19 protein-coding genes are annotated in these 19620 nt (G+C 67.9%); 6 read left to right on the top strand and 13 right to left on the bottom strand.

What is annotated here, in order from left to right; translation table 11 throughout:
• The first annotated feature begins 220 nt into the window (after positions 1-220).
• Positions 221-493, top strand: a complete 273-nt coding sequence (locus FOB47_RS04145) for a hypothetical protein (protein WP_053824104.1) — start codon at positions 221-223, stop codon at positions 491-493.
• A 47-nt stretch (positions 494-540) separates the two neighbouring features.
• Here the strand turns inward: FOB47_RS04145 and FOB47_RS04140 are convergent, their stop codons facing one another.
• Positions 541-1062: an Lrp/AsnC family transcriptional regulator gene (locus FOB47_RS04140; protein ID WP_174780043.1), complete on the bottom strand. Its 522-nt coding sequence runs from the start codon at positions 1060-1062 to the stop codon at positions 541-543.
• 169 nt (positions 1063-1231) lie between these two features.
• Here FOB47_RS04140 and FOB47_RS04135 point away from each other — a divergent pair, with 169 nt between their 5' ends.
• Positions 1232-1582, top strand: a complete 351-nt coding sequence (locus FOB47_RS04135) for a hypothetical protein (protein WP_174780042.1) — start codon at positions 1232-1234, stop codon at positions 1580-1582.
• Positions 1583-1616: 34 nt separating this feature from the next.
• Here FOB47_RS04135 and FOB47_RS04130 read toward each other — a convergent pair whose 3' ends face one another.
• The gene (locus FOB47_RS04130) at positions 1617-2450 is read right to left on the bottom strand and encodes an IclR family transcriptional regulator (RefSeq protein ID WP_174780041.1); all 834 of its coding nucleotides are present in this window, start codon (positions 2448-2450) and stop codon (positions 1617-1619) included.
• A 214-nt stretch (positions 2451-2664) separates the two neighbouring features.
• Here FOB47_RS04130 and FOB47_RS04125 point away from each other — a divergent pair, with 214 nt between their 5' ends.
• Complete coding sequence (locus tag FOB47_RS04125; RefSeq protein ID WP_174780040.1) at positions 2665-3645, top strand: Bug family tripartite tricarboxylate transporter substrate binding protein; 981 nt, start codon at positions 2665-2667, stop codon at positions 3643-3645.
• A gap of 63 nt (positions 3646-3708) precedes the next feature.
• Positions 3709-6087, top strand: coding sequence for a cytochrome P450/oxidoreductase (locus FOB47_RS04120; RefSeq protein WP_174780039.1), 2379 nt, complete (start codon positions 3709-3711; stop codon positions 6085-6087).
• A 36-nt stretch (positions 6088-6123) separates the two neighbouring features.
• Here the strand turns inward: FOB47_RS04120 and FOB47_RS04115 are convergent, their stop codons facing one another.
• Positions 6124-7098: a LysR family transcriptional regulator gene (locus tag FOB47_RS04115; RefSeq protein WP_174780038.1), complete on the bottom strand. Its 975-nt coding sequence runs from the start codon at positions 7096-7098 to the stop codon at positions 6124-6126.
• A gap of 186 nt (positions 7099-7284) precedes the next feature.
• On the opposite strand from FOB47_RS04115, the gene metE reads away from it, so the two are divergent.
• Entirely contained in the window at positions 7285-9642 is a 2358-nt protein-coding gene (gene metE / locus FOB47_RS04110) for a 5-methyltetrahydropteroyltriglutamate--homocysteine S-methyltransferase (protein ID WP_174780037.1), read from the top strand.
• 160 nt (positions 9643-9802) lie between these two features.
• Here the strand turns inward: metE and FOB47_RS04105 are convergent, their stop codons facing one another.
• On the bottom strand, positions 9803-11248 hold the full coding sequence (locus FOB47_RS04105) for a DUF1254 domain-containing protein (protein WP_174780036.1): 1446 nt from the start codon (positions 11246-11248) through the stop codon (positions 9803-9805).
• A 310-nt stretch (positions 11249-11558) separates the two neighbouring features.
• Complete coding sequence (locus tag FOB47_RS04100; RefSeq protein ID WP_174780035.1) at positions 11559-12197, bottom strand: type III secretion system chaperone; 639 nt, start codon at positions 12195-12197, stop codon at positions 11559-11561.
• 224 nt (positions 12198-12421) lie between these two features.
• Here FOB47_RS04100 and FOB47_RS04095 point away from each other — a divergent pair, with 224 nt between their 5' ends.
• Positions 12422-13162, top strand: a complete 741-nt coding sequence (locus tag FOB47_RS04095) for a response regulator (protein ID WP_226994959.1) — start codon at positions 12422-12424, stop codon at positions 13160-13162.
• 74 nt (positions 13163-13236) lie between these two features.
• Here FOB47_RS04095 and FOB47_RS04090 read toward each other — a convergent pair whose 3' ends face one another.
• The 8 genes from FOB47_RS04090 to sctD form a co-directional block, all read right to left on the bottom strand.
• A complete protein-coding gene (locus tag FOB47_RS04090) occupies positions 13237-13770 on the bottom strand; it encodes a hypothetical protein (RefSeq protein WP_174780034.1) in 534 nt (177 codons plus the stop codon).
• Positions 13771-13827: 57 nt separating this feature from the next.
• Positions 13828-14445 (bottom strand): hypothetical protein, encoded by a 618-nt coding sequence (locus tag FOB47_RS04085; RefSeq protein WP_174780033.1) that lies wholly within the window; start codon positions 14443-14445, stop codon positions 13828-13830.
• Between the two features lie 109 nt (positions 14446-14554).
• Complete coding sequence (sctE, locus tag FOB47_RS04080; protein WP_174780032.1) at positions 14555-15856, bottom strand: type III secretion system translocon subunit SseC family protein; 1302 nt, start codon at positions 15854-15856, stop codon at positions 14555-14557.
• Positions 15857-16143: 287 nt separating this feature from the next.
• The gene (locus tag FOB47_RS04075; protein WP_174780031.1) at positions 16144-16818 is read right to left on the bottom strand and encodes a SycD/LcrH family type III secretion system chaperone; all 675 of its coding nucleotides are present in this window, start codon (positions 16816-16818) and stop codon (positions 16144-16146) included.
• Positions 16819-16842: 24 nt separating this feature from the next.
• Positions 16843-17466: a hypothetical protein gene (locus FOB47_RS04070; protein WP_174780030.1), complete on the bottom strand. Its 624-nt coding sequence runs from the start codon at positions 17464-17466 to the stop codon at positions 16843-16845.
• A gap of 47 nt (positions 17467-17513) precedes the next feature.
• Complete coding sequence (locus tag FOB47_RS04065) at positions 17514-17915, bottom strand: hypothetical protein (RefSeq protein ID WP_174780029.1); 402 nt, start codon at positions 17913-17915, stop codon at positions 17514-17516.
• A 218-nt stretch (positions 17916-18133) separates the two neighbouring features.
• Positions 18134-18391, bottom strand: coding sequence for an EscE/YscE/SsaE family type III secretion system needle protein co-chaperone (locus FOB47_RS04060; RefSeq protein WP_174780028.1), 258 nt, complete (start codon positions 18389-18391; stop codon positions 18134-18136).
• Entirely contained in the window at positions 18391-19614 is a 1224-nt protein-coding gene (gene sctD / locus FOB47_RS04055; RefSeq protein ID WP_174780027.1) for a type III secretion system inner membrane ring subunit SctD, read from the bottom strand. The genes FOB47_RS04060 and sctD overlap by 1 nt, the downstream gene beginning before the upstream one ends.
• Positions 19615-19620: the final 6 nt, after the last annotated feature.

Below are 19620 nucleotides of genomic sequence, written 5' to 3'. Positions count from 1 at the left end.
GCGGCGATCGTCCGATCGCGCGGTGCCGCCCCTCCCGCAGTGGGGCTACCGATTTGGGGGTAGCCAAGCCCTGCACTCTGTGCCGATAATCTGCTTTCCCCCGGCATCACTTTCTTGCGTTAAATCACTTTGCGTAAATCGCTTGCGCTCATTGCAGTGAGCCTTGGCGGCGCTTTTGTCCGCTGGCCCGACGCGCAAACGACACCGAATGGGAATGGCAATGAAGGAAGCCTTGCAACGTTGTCCGCTGTGCACAACCATGACCGAAGCATCGGCACGCCCGCGGTCCTATGGGCAATGGATGCGCTATCAATGCCGCAATGACGATTGCGGCCCCACCGAAATCAGCACCAAGGCCCGCTCGCATCTGCGGCGCGGCGAACGCCAGGCGGAACTGCGCAGCGTTGCGAAATCGTGCCGCCATAACGGCGCGCGCCTGCGAATCGGCTACGACGGCCCGACCGGGGAATTCCAGGTCGAAGTGGTCGAATAAGCACGGGGCGGACGGCGACAGGCAACGGCGCCGCGCCGCCCACCGCGTCACGGTTCGACCGACGGCTCGCGCTTCATGCAGCGCAGCACGAAGGTCGAGCGGCTGTGCCGCAGCCCGGGCAGCTTGTACAGCTTGTGGCGCAGGAATTCCTCGTAGCCTTCGGTGCCCGCCACCGCCACCTTGATCAGATAGTCATACTCGCCGGTCAGCAGGTACGCCTCCATGACCTCGGGCAGTTGCGCCAGTGCGCGGCCGAAGCGGTCAAGCATGTCGTCGTCGTGCCGCTCCAGCGTGACCTCGATCAGCACGGTGTCGGGCAGGCCGAGCGCCTTCTGGTTCAGCAACGCGGTATAGCCCTGGATCACGCCGGCCTCTTCGAGCGCGCGCACGCGGTTCCAGCATGGCGTCGGGGATAGCCCCACCTGTTCGGCCAGCTTCAGATTGGACAGACGGCCGTCCCGGCGCAGCGCGCGCAGGATGCGGCGGTCCGTTTCATCGAGCCTGGGCGCGGGCTTGCCCGGCGGACGGGCGGTGGGAGGAGTCGTGGCGGTGCTGGTGGGATCGGCCATGGGAATCGGTTTGCGTCGGTTAATTCGCCAGGAAAGAAGATTTCTCTCCAGTGGAGCGAAATACTAGACGATTCATTCTGATCCAGCATGAGAAATCAGAATATTAAGAAGCACATTCTGCCGGTCGGCTGGTAGATTCACTACATCGTCACTACCACCGGTTGCCGTCATGTCCGCCCAAGCCTCCACCCCCGCCCTGCAACTTGCGCTGCTGCTCGACCAGCACGACCTGATCGGCACGATCGAGTGGACGCTGGCGACGGCGCGCCGCACCGGACTGGGACTGGCCGCGATGACGCTGGTGCCAGGCACGTTGCCCGGCACCGGTCAGTGGCTGCGGGTGACGGTGACGGCGGAGGAACCGGCGCTGTTCTCGCTGCTGGTCAAGCGCCTGGAAAATGGTGTCGACGTGCGCGAAGTCGCAGTCGTCGAAGAACCCGCCGTGCAGCCCGAAGCCACGACCGCCCGGCGCCGCGATACCGCAACCGCGGCTGCGCCGGCCGCCGCGCCGGTCCACTGATCGGCTCACAGCCCCCGCCTTCCGCCCCAGGCGATCAGGCCGGCTCGGCCAACAGGCCGTGGCCGAGCCGCTGCGACAGTTCGGCCGCGGCCGCCTTGATGGCCGCCGCAACGGGACCACCGACACCGCCATCGAAGGTCGCCGCGTTGCCGAGCGCCGTGATCGCCAGCACGATGCGGCCGTCCCGGTCGAATACCGGTGTGCTGACCGAATCGACGCCGGCCAGCAGGTCGCCATGGACGCTGCCGATGCCGCTTGCCCGCACCTGTTCGCGCAGCTGCGCGAGCTCGGCGGCGTCATGGGGAAAGCGCGGCGGCTGCTGCGCGGCGCGCGCCTTCAGTTCGGCCTCGATCAGCGGCGCGGTCACCGCAGGATCGAGAAAAGCGGTGAACACGCGGCCGGTCGCCGACGACAGCAGCGGCATTACGGAACCCGGGCGCACATTGACCGTGACCGGCCGCAGCGAATCGCGCCACTGGACCACGGTCGGCCCATGGTTGCCCCATACGGCCGCCAGCACCGTTTCGCCGGTCGACGCGCACAGATCGTCGAGCACCGGCGTCACCAGCCGCAGCGGATCGAGCTGGGCCAGGCACGCCAGCCCCATTCGCAGCGCATTGCGGCCCAGGCTGTAGCGGCCCGCGTCGTCCTGCTCGACATAGCCGCACTTGACGAAGCTGGCCAGGTAGCGGTGCGCCTTGGCCGGGTGCATGCCGGCCGCCAGCGCCACCGCTTTCAGCGGCATCGGATGGAGCGAGCCCAGCAGCGCGTCCAGCACCGACAGTCCGGTTTCGACCGCCTGCACGCCGGCGCCGCCCCGCTCGCCGCTGCCGTCGCCTGTCTCCGATTCGCTTCGCTGATTGGCCATTTCCCGTGCTCCGCCTGAACGTCTCGCATGTCTGTCATTACGTATGGCGTAATGCTAGCACGCACAGCGTAATTTTCCCTTGACAGCGGACGGACCGCCCATTACTTTTGGCATAACCGCATTACGCTTGACGTAATTCCATCGATCATGTCGGCGAACGCGGCAACAAGAAGACGGACCACCGTCCTGCCACCCACCCGAGAGGAGACCAACAATGAGAAAGATCTCGTCGATGCTGGCGCTCGCCGGCACGATGCTGACCGCGTTGGCGCTGGCGCCGCACGCCGCCGCGCAGAGCTTCCCGAGCAAGCCGATCCGCTGGATCGTGCCCTATGCCGCCGGCGGCGGCTCGGACTTCCTGGCCCGCACCATCGGCCAGCAGCTGTCCGCCAATATCGGCCAGCCGATCGTGGTCGAGAACAAACCCGGCGCCAACACCGCGATCGCCGCAGCCGAGACCGCGCGCTCGCCGCACGACGGCTATACGGTGATGTCGGCCGACAACGGCACGCTGGTGTTCAACCCCGCGCTGTACAAGACGCTGAGCTACAACCCGACGCGTGACCTGGCGCCGGTCTCGCTGCTCGGCAAGTTTCCGATGATCCTGGTGGTCGGCGCCAATGCCGAATTCAAGGACGCGCGCGACTTCCTCGCCAGGGTCAAGGCCGCCCCGGGCAAGGTCAGCTACGCCTCGGCCGGCGCCGGCAGCCCGCACCATCTGGCAATGGAGCTGCTGAAGGAACGCGCCGGCCTGCGCATGGTGCATATCGGTTATCGCGGCGCGGCGCCCGCGCTGCTCGACGTGGTCGGCGGCCAGGTGCCCGCGATGATGACCGACCTGGCCGCGGGCGCCGCCTTCCTGAAGGCCGGCAAGCTGCGTCCGCTGGCGGTGGCCAACGCCACCCGGCTGCCGCAGTTGCCCAATGTGCCGACCTTTGCCGAGGTCGGCCTGCAGGGGGTCGAGGCGGCCGCACTGGTCGGCATGGTGGCGCCGGCCGGCACGCCGCCCGACGTGATCGCCAAGCTGCAGACCAGCGTCGCCGCGGCGATCAAGCAGCCCGAGGTCAACCGCAAGCTGGTCGACTTCGGCGTCGAGCCCGTCGGCAGCACGCCGGAGCAATTCGCCGCGCTGCTGCGCAGCGAGACCGCGCTGTGGCACAAGCTGATCCGCGACCTGAATATCACGCTCGAATGAGCCCGGCGGGCGGGGTCATCGTCGGCCCTGCCCGCTGCGCCTACCTGTTGTAGAGGATCGACCATGAGCGAACGCACCGAACCTGCCCGTGCGCAGGGATGCCCTTTTCATGTCCAGCCGCACGGCCAGGCGAACGCCAGCGCGGATGCCGTTGCAACGCCCTTGAGCCCGACCGGCTGCCCCGTCAGCGCGCGCGCCGCGGACTTCGACCCGTTCGAGGACGGCTACCAGCAGGACCCGCCCGATTACGTGCGCTGGGCGCGCGAGCAGGAGCCGGTGTTCTACAGCCCCAGGCTCGGCTATTGGGTCGTCACGCGCTACGACGACATCAAGGCGATCTTCCGCGACAACCTGACCTTCAGCCCGTCGATCGCGCTGGAGAAGATCACGCCGACCGGCGACGAGGCCAACGCGGTGCTGGCCTCCTACGGCTACGCGATGAACCGCACGCTGGTCAACGAGGACGAGCCCGCGCACATGCCGCGCCGGCGCGTGCTGATGGAGCCGTTCACGCCAGAACAGCTGCAGCATCACGAGCCGATGGTGCGCCGGCTGACGCGCGAATACGTCGATCGCTTCATCGACGACGGCAAGGCCGACCTGGTCGACCAGATCCTCTGGGAAGTCCCGCTGACCGTCGCGTTGCATTTCCTCGGCGTGCCCGAGGAGGACATGGACCTGCTGCGCAAGTATTCGATCGCCCATACGGTCAACACCTGGGGCCGCCCGAAACCGGAGGAGCAGGTCGAGGTCGCGCACGCGGTCGGCAACTTCTGGCAGCTCGCCGGACGGATCCTCGACAAGATGCGGCAGGATCCGTCGGGACCCGGCTGGATGCAGTACGGCATCCGCAAGCAGAAGGAATATCCGGACGTCGTCACCGATTCCTATCTGCATTCGATGATGATGGCCGGCATCGTCGCCGCGCACGAGACCACCGCCAACGCCAGCGCCAATGCGATCAAGCTGCTGCTGCAGCATCCCGACGCCTGGCGCGAACTGTGCGAGGACCCAAGCCTGATCCCCAACGCGGTCGAGGAATGCCTGCGCCACAACGGCTCGGTCGCGGCATGGCGGCGCCTGGCCACGCGCGACGTGCAGATCGGCGGCGTCGACATCCCGGCCGGCGCCAAGCTGCTGATCGTCACGTCGTCGGCCAACCACGACGAGCGCCACTTCGCCGACGCCGACCTGTTCGACATCCGCCGCGCCAATGCCAGCGACCAGCTGACGTTCGGCTACGGCGCGCATCAATGCATGGGCAAGAACCTGGCGCGGATGGAGATGCAGATCTTCCTGGAGGAATTCACGCGCCGGCTGCCGCATATGAGGCTGTCGGAACAGAAGTTCACCTACGTGCCGAACACCTCGTTCCGCGGTCCCGAGCATCTGTGGGTCGAGTGGGACCCGAGCCAGAACCCCGAACGGCGCAACCCCGCGCTGCTGCAGGTGCGCACGCCGGTGCGGATCGGCGAGCCGTCCAGCCATGCGATCAACCGCACCGTGGTGGTAGAGAGCGTGACGCGCGTGGCCGACGACATCGTGCGGCTGCGGCTGGTGTCGCCCGATGGCAAGCCGCTGCCGCGCTGGTCGCCCGGCTCGCATATCGATGTCGAATGCGGCGATACCGGGATGTCGCGCCAGTATTCGCTGTGCGGCGATCCGGCCGACAGCCGCGCGTTCGAGATCGCGGTGCTGCGCGAGGCCGACAGCCGCGGCGGCTCCGCGTGGATCCATCGCGAACTGAAGGCCGGCGACCGGCTGCGCATCCGCGGGCCGCGCAACCACTTCCGGCTCGACGAAAGCGCGCGCCGGCTGATCCTGATCGCCGGCGGCATCGGCATCACGCCGATCAGCGCGATGGCGCGGCGCGCGAAGGAGCTCGGCATCGACTACCAGCTGCACTACTGCGGCCGCGGCCGCGCCTCGATGGCGCTGCTCGACGAGCTCGCGGCGCTGCATGGCGACAGGCTGCACGTCTACGCCAAGGACGAAGGTGCGCGCGCCGACCTGGGCGCGCTGCTCGGCCAGCCCGATGCCGAGACGCAGATCTATGCCTGCGGCCCGGCACGGATGCTCGACGCGCTGGCCGCCTGCTGCGCAAGCTGGCCCCAGGACGCGTTGCGCGTCGAGCATTTCACCTCGACCCTCGGCGCGCTCGATCCGAGCAAGGAACAGGCGTTCGAGGCGGAGCTCAAGGACTCGGGCATCGTCGTCACGGTGCGCGCCGACCAGACGCTGCTGGCCGCGCTGCGCGCCGCCAATATCGACGTGCAGAGCGATTGCGAGGAAGGACTGTGCGGCTCCTGCGAAGTGCGCGTGCTGGCCGGCGAGATCGACCATCGCGACGTGGTGCTGACGCGCGCCGAGCGCGAGGCGAACGGCAAGATGATGAGCTGCTGTTCGCGCGCCAGATGCGGGCGGATCGTGCTCGAGCTGTGAGGTTTCGCGGCGGGGCGGCCGCGTTCAGTTCCCGGTTCAGTCGCCTCGCTTGACTTCCTTCGCGCCTTCCCTGCCCCCTGCCCGCTGCGCCGCGTCGTCGGGCAGCAGCTCGATGCCGTCGAGATCGCGCGCGCAAGTCTCGCGCACGATCGCGACAAAGTCCCGCGCGAACGGCCGCTCCGCCAGCGCGGCCGGCATCGCCGCATACAGCTCGCTCCACAGCCCGCGCGCGCCGATACGCTTGGCCAGCACGTAGTCGTGGTCGACGTAGTTCTTGACGCCCCAGTTCGGCAGCGCCGCGACGCCGCGCCGGCTGGCGACCAGCTGCAGGATCGCCACCGTCAGCTCGGCGGTGCGGCGCTGCAGCCGGATGCCGGCCGGCTCCAGCACCTCGCGGATCAGATCGATGCGCGCCTCCGGCACCGGATAGGTGATCAGCGTCTCGCCCTCGAGGTCGGCCGCCTCGAGCCGCCGCCGGTTGCGCAGCCGATGCTCGTTGGCGATCACGGCCAGGATCTCGAAGCGGAACAGCGGCACCACGGCCAGCCCCCGCCGCGTCGGCGGCAGCGAGCCGATCACCATGTCGGCCCGGCCCTCGGCCAGCAGCGCCAGCGGGTCCGCATGAAAACCCGCCACCAGGTCGACCTCGACCTCGGGCCAGCGCGTGCGGAATTCGTCCATCACCGGCATCAGCCAATCGAAGCAGGTGTGGCACTCCAGCACGATGCGCAGCTCGCCGCGCGTATCGCCCTTCAGGCGCTCCAGATCGCGCTCGGCCGCGCTGACCGACGCCAGCACCTCGCGCGACAGCGCCAGCAGCCGCTCCCCGGCCGGGGTAAAGCGCAGCCCGCCGCGGGTGCGGTCGAACAGCGACAGCCCATAGTGCGATTCGATCGCCTTGATCTGGTGCGACAGCGCCGACTGGCTGACATGGACGCGCTCGGCCGCCGTGGCGAGCTTGCCGGACTCGGCGATGGCGACCAGCGAGCGGAAATGGCGGACCTCGATCATGGTGTCGTCCGAAGCCGAAAGGGGCAGGTCAGGAAAATCGTCGGCAGGCCGTTGCGGCGGGGAGCCGCATACCAGCCCCTGATATGAAATGAATTCATATTTTGTTTAAAACATATCACTTGATTCATTCTAACCGGGACCGGACACTCTGCGCCAACTTGTTTGAAGCGAGATTGGAGCGAAGAAATGGCACGCACCCATATTCCGGGGTTCCCGCGCATCGGCGCGAAACGCGAACTGAAGTTTGCCCAGGAGGCGTTCTGGCGCGGCGAGTCGAGCGAGGCGGCGCTGCGCGAATGCGCCGCCGGCCTGCGCAAGACGCACTGGCGCCTGCAGGCCGACGCCGGCCTCGACCTGGTCGCGGCCGGGGACTTCGCCTACTACGACCAGATGCTGGGCACCAGCGCCCTGCTTGGCGCGCTGCCCGCGCGCTTCGGCTTCGATCCTCGCACGCTGACGCTGGCGCAGTACTTCGAGCTGGCCCGCGGCAATGCGGCGCAGCCTGCGATGGAAATGACCAAGTGGTTCGATACCAACTACCACTATCTCGTGCCGGAGCTCGGCCCCGACACGCGCTTCGACGGCGGAGTCGACTGGCTGTTCGACGAGATCGACGAAGCGCTGGCCCTGGGCCATCGCGTCAAGCCGGTGCTGGTCGGACCCGTCACCTGGCTGTGGCTGTCGAAGACCCATGTCGCGGGGTTCGATCGACTGACGCTGCTGCCGCGGCTGGCCGCCGCCTATCGCGACATCCTGCAGCGGCTGCACGCGCGCGGCATCGAATGGGTGCAGCTCGACGAGCCGGCGCTGTGCCTCGAGCTGGACGGTGTCTGGCTAGACGCGTATGACACCGCCTACGCCGCCCTCGCGGACTGCGGCGTCAAGCTGCTGCTGGCGACCTACTTCGACTCCGCGGGCGACCACGCGGCCCGCGCCGCCGCGCTGCCGGTACACGGTTTCCACCTGGACCTGGTGCGCGCGCCGCAGCAGTTGCAGGCCTGGCGCGAGGTGCTGCCGGCCGATGCCGTGCTGTCGGCCGGCGTCATCGACGGCCGCAATATCTGGCGCGCCGACCTGCGCGCGATCCTCGAGCGGCTGGCGCCGCTGCACGCCGAGCTCGGCGATCGCCTGTGGCTGGCGCCGTCCTGCTCGCTGCTGCATGTGCCGGTGTCGCTGGCGCCGGAAACGCGCCTCGATCCCGAAATCCGCGGCTGGCTGGCATTCGCCACCGAGAAACTGGACGAACTGAAGGTACTGGCGACCGCGTTGAACGACGGCGAGGCCGCGGTGGCCGACGCGCTGACCGCCTCCGATGCCGCCCAGACCGGCCGCCGTGCGTCCCGCCGCGTGGTCAACGCCCAGGTGCGCCAGCGCGTCGCCGCGGTGACGCCCGACATGGCCGATCGCCGCAGCCCCTTCGCGCAACGCATCGCCGATCAGCGCGCCGCGCTGCAGCTGCCGCCGCTGCCGACCACCACCATCGGCTCGTTCCCGCAGACCGCCGAGATCCGCCAGACCCGCGCGGCCTTCAAGCGCGGCGAACTGGGCGCGCTGGCCTACCTGCAGCGGATCCGCGCCGAGATCGAGGACGCCGTGCGCCGGCAGGAGGCGCTGGGGCTCGACGTGCTGGTGCACGGCGAGGCCGAGCGCAACGACATGGTCGAATACTTCGGCGAGCAGCTGTGCGGCTATGCCTTTACCGAGTTCGGCTGGGTGCAGAGCTACGGCTCGCGTTGCGTCAAGCCGCCGCTGATCTATGGCGACGTCTACCGGCCCGAGCCGATCACCGTCGATACGGCCCGCTATGCGCAGTCGCTGACCGACCGGCCGATGAAGGGCATGCTGACCGGCCCGATCACGATGCTGCAATGGTCGTTCGTGCGCGACGATCAGCCGCGCGCCGATACGGCACTGCAGCTTGCGCTGGCGATCCGCGACGAGGTCGCCGATCTCGAACAGGCCGGCATCCGCGTGATCCAGATCGACGAGCCGGCGCTGCGCGAGGGCCTGCCGCTGCGGCGCGCCGATTGGGACAACTATCTGCAGTGGGCGGTGCGCGCCTTCCGCATCGCCGCGGCCGTGGTCCGCGACGATACGCAGATCCATACCCATATGTGCTACGCGGAGTTCAACGACATCCTGCCGGCGATCGCCGCGCTCGATGCCGACGTCATCACGATCGAAACCTCGCGCTCGGCGATGGAGCTGCTCGACGGCTTTGCCGCGTTCGACTATCCGAACGAGATCGGCCCGGGCGTCTACGACATCCACTCGCCGCGCGTGCCCAGCGTCGAGGCGATCGGCCAGTTGCTGACGCGCGCCTGTCAGGTGATTCCGCCCGAGCGGCTGTGGGTCAATCCCGATTGCGGGCTGAAGACGCGCGGCTGGCCGGAGACCGAGGCGGCGCTGCGCAATATGGTGGCCGCGGCTCGACAGTTGCGCGAGCGGCTGGCGGCGGAGGGTCCAGCGGGTCTGCGCGGACAGGCGGTGGCGCTCGAGCGTGCCGGCCATCCGGCGGGCCAATGCGATTGCGCGGCGCATTGATAGCGCATTGATGGCGCACTGATGGGCACATTGATGAGCGCATCGATGGCGCATCAGTGGCCGCATCCATCCACGCTGCGGCGCGGGCAATGACAAAGGGGCGGTTCCAGGCCGCCCCTTTTTTCGCGTTGGCGCCGGGAGTCGGCGCCCGCTGTGGCGCTCAGTCCGCGCCGATCTTCCGCACCGGCGGCGCGCTCCAGCTGCCGTCCAGTGCCGTCGGCTGCGGCCAGTAGAGCCGCAACATCAGGTTGAACGGACCGTCGGGAGCCGGCAGCCAGTTGGCCGCCTGTGCCCGCGGCGGCCGCTTGTGCTGGACCACGATCTCGACCGAGCCGTCGCGATTGCGCCGCAGCCGGTCGCGGCTGCCGATCGCATGGCGGTTCAACGGGTTGGCGACGATGTCCTGCGCCTGGTCGTACAGCGACAGCGACCAGAACGCCCTGGCCGGCGGCAGCGCGTTCCTGTCGAAGCGGATCACGTAGCGATGGGCGCCGTGCAGCGGCTGGCCGGTGGCGTCCGCATTGGCGCGCAACACCAGGGTGTCCTCGCCGAGGCTGGTCCCCAGTGCCAACCAGGCCGTGGCGGCGCGGCGGTCGTAGTCGGTGCCATAGCGCCCCGCGTCCTTGCGCGACAGCCAGGCCCCCGAGGCCGCGCCCTCTCCGCCGCGCGCCAGCGCGACGATGCGGGCCAGCGCCCGCGTCGCGCCGTCCTGCAGCGCGCGCGCTGTTTCCGGTTCCAGCACGGTGGTCGAATACGGGGCGCCCGGTACGATGCCCAGTCCTCGCACCTTCTGCATCATCGCCTCGTCCGCCGCCGTCGGCGGGTTGGCCGGCAGCAGCGAGGCAAAGCGGTTGAAGAACGCCTGCGCGTCCATCGCCGCGACCTGCTCGACCGGGGGCGTCTCCAGGTCGACCGCCGCCGGCGGGATCGTCGGCACCGCGGGCAAGGCGCGGCGGCCGTTCGGCCAGGCGGCAAGCGGCGTCAGCCGGTAGCCGTTCTGCAGCCGCTGCGCGGCCGCCAGATCGTGCCTGCCGTCGACCTGGATATGGAGCGCCGCCCATGCCATCGCGGTCGGGGAGCGGATCTCGCGCACGCCGGCCGGCAAGGCGCCGGTCCAGTCCGGGCCGACGATCGCATAGTTGCCGCGCTGGGTGCCGGTGGTCCGCTTGCCCAGCGCCGAGAAGACGTTGGACCAGGCGTCCAGCAACTGCATCGTGTAGTAGCGGCCCTGGGTGTCCGGCACGCTCAGCACCACCGGCCCGCGCGACAGGTCCAGCCAGGCGATCGAGGTCAGCGTGTCGGCGTCCGGGCTGGCGATGTCGGAGGCTCCGGGGCGCAGCGCGCCGCGCTGGTGGACAAAGGTGTTGACGGCTGGCTGACCGGCGGCGCCGGCCGAGGCCCGCGCCGCCATGACCTCGCGCGTGACATCGGTCAGCACGAGGGGGTAGGCGTAGGTATAGACTTCGACGGCCAGAGCGCGGGCGTCGTCCCGCGTCGGTTGTACTGCCACCCGCATCGGCGACTCGTCGGGCGGCACCGCCGCGCACCCCGCCAACAGCGCGGCGACTCCCGCCGCGCCCGCCACCAGGCGTATCCACTGCATCATTTCCCGTTCCTTCTTGTGCGGCTGCCCACGGCGGCAAATGCCGATCCGGAGCGCCTTCTTTTCCGACCAGAATGATGGATAGCCTGGGCCGGGGTTGTCAACGACAGTGTGGCGTCCGGACGCCGCGCCCGGTCGATCTTCGCACCGTGGGACCACGGCGGCCGCCCGGCGGCGCGAACGCGGCGGCGGACCAACGGTCAGCCCCCAGTAACCCAGTAACCCAGTAACCCAGTAACCCAGTAACCCAGTAACCCACTGACCCACTGACCCACTGACCCCAATGGCCCCACTGGCCCCACTGGCCCAGCGATCAGCGGTGATGCAGATGCGGGTGATAGCGCGGCTCCGTCGCGGCCGGCTTGGCCGGGGCCTTGGGGCCGGACTGGCCGGCGCCCGGCGCGCCGGACTTCGCGCCAGGCGCACCGGGCGCGCCCGCGGCACCGCCGGGTGCGGGCGGCCGGCCTGCCGACGGGCCGGGTGGCAGTGCATGGCCTGCTCGGGTTCCGGCCTGTCCGGCCGGGTCCGCGTCGGGGCCCTCGGCATCCGCACCGGCGATCCGCGCCGACCAGTCCTTCTGCATCAGGATGAAGTTGCCCAGCAACGTCTCCAGGACCGTGCGGTCGATCTTCGCCAGCGGCATGGTCTGATGCAGGATCAGCGTGCCGGACTGCGGCTCCAGCCCCAGCGCCGCGCCGTGGTCGCGCAGCGGCTCGACCCCGGTGGCCAGCATCTCGCCGACCAGTTCGCGGCCGAGCCGCTGCGGCAGTTCCTCGGCGATCAGTCCGACCAGCACCAGATTATGGTTGTCGTCATCGCGGCGGAAGGTGATCGGGTACTCCTCGTCGACGCGGATATGGCACAAGCCATCCTCGTCGAACGCCATTTCGGGAATCCCGATCGATTCGCCGAACTCCGCCAGCAGGCGGTCAAATCCATCCAGTCTGTTCATGTCGCGCTCCAGTGGCGTCGTTCACACGCCGATCGATGGCATCGATCGAACTCGATACCGGGTGTCGATGCTGCCGATCGGCGGCCCTCATTTCCATCTCATCGTTCCATCATTTATTGCTCATTGTCGCTACCTAGACTGGCGCCATCCTGAACCGAGGGCCATCGAGCCAACACCTGGCATCGGACGCAACTCGGCTTCCGGCATAGTCTTCGGAGCAACACATGACTATCCAAACGCAAACGTTGAACGGCCTCGCCGTACTGCCTCGCCTGGTGCAGTCGGCGCGCCGCCCCATTGCCCCGCATCTCCCCGCCACGCGGGTGGTCCTCGTCGACGATCACGCCGTGATGCGCGAGGGCCTGAAGTCCCTGCTGACCAAGGCCGATCCGACCGTCGACATCGTCGGCGAAGCCTCGGACGGCCACGGCGCCGTCCATGCCTGCCTGCAGCTCCATCCCGATCTGATCCTGATGGACCTCCAGTTGCGCTCGCTCGACGGCGTCGATGCCATTGCGACGATTCGCCGCAGATGGCCAGGCATCCGGGTCGTGGTACTGGCCGGCATGCATTCCGAGAACCGCGCGGCGGCCGCGCTGCGCGCCGGCGCGCACGCCTACGTGCTCAAACGCAGCAGCCTGGAAAAGCTGATGGCGGCACTGCACGCGGTTCGGCAGGACATGGCCTATCTGGACCCCGACATCGACCTCGAACAGGTCGACGCGATGCGCCGCGCCGAGGGAAGCGACGGCAGCCACGTGGCCGCCGCGGGCCTGACGCCGCGCGAGCGGCAGATACTGAAGCTGGTCGCCGAGGGACACACCAACCGCCGTGTCGCCGAGCGACTGTCGATCAGCCTGAAGACCGTCGAGACGCATCGGATGAACCTGATGCGCAAGCTCGACGCCCACAACGTCGCGGACCTGTCCACATGGGCGCGGCGGCTGGGACTGATCGACATCTGATGGCGCTGGCACGATCCCATCTCCGCTCCGGGCGATGCGGCCCGCACCGTTCGGGGTCGTAGCGTCATCCGGCATCACGGCGGTGCCGGCCGCCCCTGCCGTGTGCCGCCTCGCATCCGATATCGAACCCGAACCATGCCCGCATCGTCATCCGGTCCGCATTGCGCGCCGAGCTTGCAATAGAGCGACAGCAAGCGCCGGCCAAGCTGCCGCTCGTCGACTTCGCCCCCGTCGCCCTCGTCAACTGCATTGGCCGCTTTGGCCGCCTTGCCGCCCATCAACGGTACCCGCCCTTCGACTGTTTCGACCTCGGGCACCGATCGCTCGATCGCATGGATCAGCGATACCAGCGTGCGCATCGCGCCGCCGACGTCGCCTGGAGCGCGCGGCCGAGCCCGTGAATCCGGCGAACCCGGCGGAGATGCGCCGGACTCCTCGTACGCCGCGATATCGCAGATCAGCAGGGTGCCCTGCTCGAAGCGGTAGATCAGATCCAGCCCGGCAAAGCAGACGCGGCGCCCCAGCTCGAAGGCCGATTCGCCGAGATAGGCAATGTCCGTCTGCAGGCCGCGGGACAGCAGAAAGCCGGTGACCGGATCCGCCGGCACGACGGCCGCAGCGTGCCGCGATTCACAGCCGGAATGGTTCGGCGCCGCCACGACCGATTACCGCGGAGCGACCGTGGCCTTGATGGCCGCGATCATTTCCTGCGTCAGCTGGCCAGCTTCACGCAGATACTGATCGTGATGCTGGTCGGCGTTGTCGCGTGCCTTGCCTGCGTCGCGTGCCGCCGAGTCCGAGACGTTGCGGGCCAGATCGGCATGAATCTGCGCCTCCTCCGCCTTGCCGCGCGTGCCGGCGGTGACGATCTGCCCGACCATATTGCCGATATTGCCGGCCGGAGTCCCCAGATGGGAGCCCATGTCCGCGCCCATGCCGAAACCCATCTGCGGATTCTTGATGCCGTACACGCCGCCGCCGATGCCGCACAGCAGGCTGAACCCGCCGGTGACGATCCCGGTGATGCCGCTGCCCACCTCGGCGTTCTTGCGCTGGTCCTTCGCCTCGATGGCCCGTTGGTAGGCGAGCTTCTGCAGCTCCGCCACGTTCTTCTCGAGCGCGGCATGGCACTCCACATAGGTGTTGTACAGCTTCCTCATCAATGCCTGGAATTCGAGGATCATGGCCTGGGCCGACTTTGTCTCGCTGTCGGGCGCCGAGGCGCCCGGCACGGTGATCGGCTGCTGCGTCGCGACGCCAGCCGGATTGGTGATGGTGTTCATCGTTGCTGCTCCTGTGAAATCAGTGAAATCGCTTGCGCGATGCCGGCGGCGGCGACCGGCCGATGCGGCGCCACCGCCCGCTTCTTGAAAAGGGAACGACTGTCGGCAATCAAACGCCGGCGGTCACCGCCTGCAGTGCCACGTCGCGAACCTCACCGATTGCGTTGGTGATGTTCTCGGTATTGTCGATATGGTCCTGGGTGACCCGTTCGAGCGCGTTCTTGTTCTCCTTGATCTGCCGGCCGATCAAGTCGATCAGGAACTGCAGCATCATCGCGTGGATCATCACGCGTTCGATCTCTTCCTTGTTGTTGGCGCCCTCGATGCGCAGCGCATTGACGGTGATCTGCTGCGCCGCCGGTGCGACCACCCGCGCCGTCGTCGACGCCGCCTCCAGCGCGGCCGTGAAATTGACCGCCGCACGCATCGACGCCAGCGTCAGCTGCTTCTTGACCTGGTCGATGAAGGTCGACTGGATGACCTCGGTGGTCAGTCCGCGCATCTGCCGGGCAGCCTGCCACAGCGACTGCTCGACCAATTTCTGCACCGCCTCGTTGGTGAACGACCTGGCGAACGCCTCCGCCAGCTTCTGGCTGCCGCCGGCAACCCGCAGCGAACTGCGCAGCTGCACGGCGACATCGTCGACCAGGGTCTGGGCGATGTTCTTGAGCAGCTGCGAAGCGGCCTCGGCGGCGTCACCGCCCTTCTCCATCGCATTGACCAGCGTCACGCCGACCGAACTGATTCGCTTGCCACCCTGCTCCACGCCGGTGGTCAGCAGCTCGCCGGCTGCCGTGCCGAGGATCGCGTTGGCCGCCTTGGCGATCCTCGCCACCGAGACCACGCTGGCGAGGCCGGCCACCACGCTCAAGCCCATTTCCCATTTCGCCAGTTCGTCGATATGGTGGCGAAGCTTGCCGGCGAGTTCGGGGTGAGCCATCTCGATGGTCTGCAGCGTGCATTTCGCCAATCCCACCAGGCCGGCCGCGAGGTCGATGGCGCCCTGGGGCTGCCCGGTGGCGATCTTCAACGCGCCGGTCACGACCTGCGCGGCGGCCATGGCCCAGTTCAGCACCAGGCCGAGGACCTGCCCCTTGCCCGCCTTCTGCTGCATCTGCTTCTGCTTCTCGGCGGCCTCCTGCTCCTTGCGTTGCTTCTCTTCGATCGCCGCCATTTCTTCCTTGCGCAGCGCCAGCGTGTGGTCGAGGTTGGCCTTCATCATTTCGGCCGTGAAGATGCCGCTCTCGACCTGCAGTTCCATCAGCACCGCCTCGGGATTCAGCGCGCGCCGATAGAACGCGTGCATCGATTCGGTCGCGCTACCGAGCTCGTTCAGCGCCAGTTGCACTCCCTGTTCGTCCTGCTTCGAAGCCGCCTTCGCGGCACGGAACGCGCCGGACAACACATCCATGACGCTGTCCCAGGCGCGCTCGGCGGTTCGCCGGTCAACCTCCCGCAGCGCCGGCGGCGGTGGCTTCAACAGCGAAGCGGCAAGGGCCGCGGCTCGAGCGACCTCGTCGGCCTGATCGGCCTCCCCGACCGCCGGCCCCGAAGCCACCGGCATGGTGACGCGCGTGGCCGTACTGCCGCCGACCGGGCCGGTCCGGCCGGGTCCGCTCGCCTCCCACTGCGTATCGAGGCGTTCCCGCCTCTCCCCGCCGGGAACCAGCCCGATGGGCTGTAGTGCATTGGCACCGATCATTGCTTTCCTCCCTCCATGCGTGCGTCCTCGGCCGTCAGGGCCGTTGCAGGCTGCAATGCCTGCAGCGACCGCAACGATTGTTCGGCGAGACCGCGCAGTTCCTGGTATGGCTTTTGTTCCCCGCACCAACCGATCGCGGCCGAATAGGCTTGCGCCGCTCTTTGGTACTCGCCGCATAGCTGCAGGCTGATGCCGGCCAGATAGGGCGGCTTCGGCTCCCACATGCGCAGTTGTGCGCAGCGCGTGAAGCAGTAGATCGCCTCGTCGTGCCGATGCAGCTTCTGCAGGCTCAGCCCCAGCGACAGCCAGTAGTCGTAGCCGTGCGGGTCGATCGCCGCCAGCGCAAGGAAGAGCTGCCGCGCGCCCTCGTGATCGTTCGTCTCGTACCGCTGGCAGGCGTACGTGTACAGGACCTCGAGCGCGGCCGCATCGAGCCCGAACAATTCGCGCAGGCTTCCGCCTTCGGCGAAATAGCGCTCGACGTCCTGCCGGGCCGCGTTCTGGTCGTCCGGCTCGTCCGGCTCGTTCGGCTCGTTCGGTTCGTCCGGCTCGTTCGGCTCGTTCGCTGCGATCGGCTCGTCAGGCGCCGGATCGCGATCGCCGTCGACGAGGCCGGTCTTGGCAACCGACGCCGCTGCGGATGGGCTTGCCTGCTTCAGCACGCTTTGCACGGTGCTCTCCCCTGGCTTGCGCGATCAGACCTTCGACGTGATCTGTTCCTTGATGCGCTTGACCATGTCGATCAGCGACGTCAGCAGTTGCTGGACCACCTGCAGCAGGCTCAGCGCAATATTGGTCTGCTGCATGTACTGGCTGTTCATGTCGGTGTACTCGGTCTTCTTGATATCCAGGCTGCCGATGGCAGTGCGCAACTGGGCGGCCGAGTATTTCTGACCCGCGAATTCCTCGAAGCTTGCGTATTTGCGGGGAAAGACGCCGTCGATCTGCAGGTTGTTGTCCCACATGTAGCGGGCGACATCGCTCGGCAGCGTGGTGGTCTTGTTCGGATCGGAACCGATGTCCTTGTCGATCGCGATCTGGGTCGCGTTCTTCAGCCTCTCGATCGCGCGCGCCATTTCGTTGTTCCACTTGTACTCGTCCATGCGCGAGCCGACTTCGAGTCGCTGGTTCTCGATCGCCTGGAACATCATCGCGAAGCAGGCGGAATCGGTGACCGGCTTGGTGTCGTAGTTGCGCGGCACCAGCAGCCCGCCGGCAAACGGCGCGGGATCGGCGTTCATCAGAGGCACCTCCTTGGCAGGCGCATCGGTTTGCAGCAGCAGCTCCGGATTGGGCCGCGTTTGTATTTGTCCAGGCATTCTTCTACTCCAATTCAATATTCAAGATTCAAGACAGGACGGCCTCGTCATGCAAAACGGCGCACGCGTTTCTTGGGCTTTTCCGCCGTGCCCTCGGCGCGAGGCGGCACCGGAGCGGTTTGTTGTTCATCACCCCCCGCACCGAACACCTTTTGCTTGTAGCGTTCGATCTCGCGGCGGTCCTGCGCGGCGCGCAGGTTCATTTCCTTGATCATGGCCTGCAGCTGCTCCATCCGGCCCTGGATGTCATCGCCGTTGTTGCGGCTCGCTTCCAGGAAGGCGGCCAGCGCGGCCAGCTCTTGCGCGGCCTTGGGGTCCCTGGTCGCCCGCAGCTGCAGATCGTCGATGCGCCGTTCGATTTCGGCCCAGTCGTTCATTTCCTTTTGCAGCGTCGCGCGCAGACGTTCGAGGGTTTCCACGGCCTGCTTCCACAATTGCTCTTCTTCCATCTTGCTTCTCCATTCGAAGCCCGTTGTGGTGACTCTACGGATCAAGGCTTCATGAATCTATTGAAAAATCCGGGGTGCTAAAGCATTTGGTTTGCGTTCGGGTATTGCGCCAAATCGCCGCCGACTGCGTTGCCGAATTGGCCGCCGAATTGGCCGCCGAATTGGCCGCCGAATTGGCCGCGAAATTGGCCGCCAAGCGCGCCGACCCGGCGCGCCGCCTACGCTTGCGTTTCCGCGAGGCGGCGCCAGATCTTGTCGATCGTGCGTGTCCCCGCCGCACATACCTCGCGCAGCGCGGTCAGCCTGGCGAAGGCCTCCGGCGTCTGCGGCTCAAGCAGCTGCGCGTCGATGGCCCGGCGTGCGCGCGCCAGTTCGGCGCGCAGCTGCTTGCGCAGCGCGCCGTCGCGGTCCTCGGCAAGACGCCCTTCGATGCTGGTGCCATACAGGGGGGAAGTAGCGGTCGGGGTCGGTTCCATCAAAGCTCCAGCGGTAGATGCATCAGCTCGCCCTCGCGCTCGAGATCGATGCCGTTGCGGTCCAGATGCACGATCACGTGGCCGGCCGGCAGCCGGCTGCCGGTCTTCAGCCGCGTGCCGTTGGCCAGATCGAGAAAGGCCAGCTCGCCGCTGCCGCCGAAGCTGACCACCGGCGCGGGAAAGATGCCTGTCTGGATCGGCCGGGTCGGGATGTTCTGGAAAATGACCTTGGGTGCGTCGGGATGGGAGCCGGCGAACGCGTGCGTGACCGCGGACAGGCTGCGCTGCCCGCCCTCGTCGAGCACGCCGGTGATCAGAATCATGTCCCTCTCGCGCGCGACGCTGAGCCGGCCGATCAGCCCCGCATCGCGCAGCATGCCGATCAGCGTCTTGACGCTGGCGCCGACCGGGTCTTCGACCGACCACCGCTGCAGGCCCTGCATCGACGACAGCATCGACACCGCCCGGCGCCAGCGCGCGTCGGCGTGGATCGTGCCCTGGATGACCACCGTGCCGCCCGCCGGGCCGGGCCGCGCGCGGGCCTCGCCAAAGCCATGCAGGTTCAGCACCGCCTGCACGTTGCGCACCAGTTCGTCCTGGCACAAGGTGTTGTCGCGATACGGCTTGCCGTGCTCGCGCAGCTTGTCGACCAGCGCGTTGCGCGCACTCGAATCCAGGCAACTGCCGCCGAGCACCGTCAGCCCGTCCTGCTGGGTGGCGACGTCGATGCCCTGCTGCCGCGCGCGCTTGCGCCATTCGGCCAGCCATTCGTCGCGATCGACCACGGCGCTGTCCGGCTGCAGCATCCCGTAGGCCCAGATCGCCGCGCCCGCGCTGCCGGACATCAGCAGCACCAGGCCGGCGTAGGCCAGCACGGTCGCCGCCATGCCGCGGCGACCGTCGCGCCGTGGCGGCACCTTGCGCTCGGGCAGCGTCCGCCCGGCATCGCCGACCAGCAGCGCAAGGCCACCGATGTCGACGACCTTTTCCAGCGGCAACGGCGACTCTTCCGGCCGGGTGGGCACGCCTTCTATCCATACGGGTACCTCGGTGCGCAGCAGCACGCCCTGTTCGGTGCAGTCGAGCACCGCACGGCCACCGCCCTCGAGCATCGCGTCGAGGTCGGGGTCGGCGCCGCCGATCGTGAATTCGCCCTCGGGCAAGCGCAGCCGCCGTCCGGCCAGCGGTCCGCTGAGGATCTTGATCTGGTATCGGTATTTCATGACCAC

It is taken from the genome of Cupriavidus gilardii (assembly GCF_013347325.1).
Classification (GTDB): Bacteria; Pseudomonadota; Gammaproteobacteria; order Burkholderiales; family Burkholderiaceae; genus Cupriavidus; species Cupriavidus gilardii.
This window is presented reverse-complemented; position numbering and strand designations above follow the sequence as displayed.

Excerpts from the sequence above, each read along its gene's own strand:
- FOB47_RS04145 (WP_053824104.1), top strand. The coding sequence starts at position 221 with ATGAAGGAAGCCTTGCAACGTTGTCCGCTGTGCACAACCATGACCGAA.
- FOB47_RS04140 (WP_174780043.1), bottom strand. The coding sequence starts at position 1,062 with ATGGCCGATCCCACCAGCACCGCCACGACTCCTCCCACCGCCCGTCCG.
- FOB47_RS04135 (WP_174780042.1), top strand. The coding sequence starts at position 1,232 with ATGTCCGCCCAAGCCTCCACCCCCGCCCTGCAACTTGCGCTGCTGCTC.
- FOB47_RS04130 (WP_174780041.1), bottom strand. The coding sequence starts at position 2,450 with ATGGCCAATCAGCGAAGCGAATCGGAGACAGGCGACGGCAGCGGCGAG.
- FOB47_RS04125 (WP_174780040.1), top strand. The coding sequence starts at position 2,665 with ATGAGAAAGATCTCGTCGATGCTGGCGCTCGCCGGCACGATGCTGACC.
- FOB47_RS04120 (WP_174780039.1), top strand. The coding sequence starts at position 3,709 with ATGAGCGAACGCACCGAACCTGCCCGTGCGCAGGGATGCCCTTTTCAT.
- FOB47_RS04115 (WP_174780038.1), bottom strand. The coding sequence starts at position 7,098 with ATGATCGAGGTCCGCCATTTCCGCTCGCTGGTCGCCATCGCCGAGTCC.
- metE (WP_174780037.1), top strand. The coding sequence starts at position 7,285 with ATGGCACGCACCCATATTCCGGGGTTCCCGCGCATCGGCGCGAAACGC.
- FOB47_RS04105 (WP_174780036.1), bottom strand. The coding sequence starts at position 11,248 with ATGATGCAGTGGATACGCCTGGTGGCGGGCGCGGCGGGAGTCGCCGCG.
- FOB47_RS04100 (WP_174780035.1), bottom strand. The coding sequence starts at position 12,197 with ATGAACAGACTGGATGGATTTGACCGCCTGCTGGCGGAGTTCGGCGAA.
- FOB47_RS04095 (WP_226994959.1), top strand. The coding sequence starts at position 12,422 with ATGACTATCCAAACGCAAACGTTGAACGGCCTCGCCGTACTGCCTCGC.
- FOB47_RS04085 (WP_174780033.1), bottom strand. The coding sequence starts at position 14,445 with ATGAACACCATCACCAATCCGGCTGGCGTCGCGACGCAGCAGCCGATC.
- sctE (WP_174780032.1), bottom strand. The coding sequence starts at position 15,856 with ATGGATGTGTTGTCCGGCGCGTTCCGTGCCGCGAAGGCGGCTTCGAAG.
- FOB47_RS04070 (WP_174780030.1), bottom strand. The coding sequence starts at position 17,466 with ATGCCTGGACAAATACAAACGCGGCCCAATCCGGAGCTGCTGCTGCAA.
- FOB47_RS04065 (WP_174780029.1), bottom strand. The coding sequence starts at position 17,915 with ATGGAAGAAGAGCAATTGTGGAAGCAGGCCGTGGAAACCCTCGAACGT.
- FOB47_RS04060 (WP_174780028.1), bottom strand. The coding sequence starts at position 18,391 with ATGGAACCGACCCCGACCGCTACTTCCCCCCTGTATGGCACCAGCATC.
- sctD (WP_174780027.1), bottom strand. The coding sequence starts at position 19,614 with ATGAAATACCGATACCAGATCAAGATCCTCAGCGGACCGCTGGCCGGA.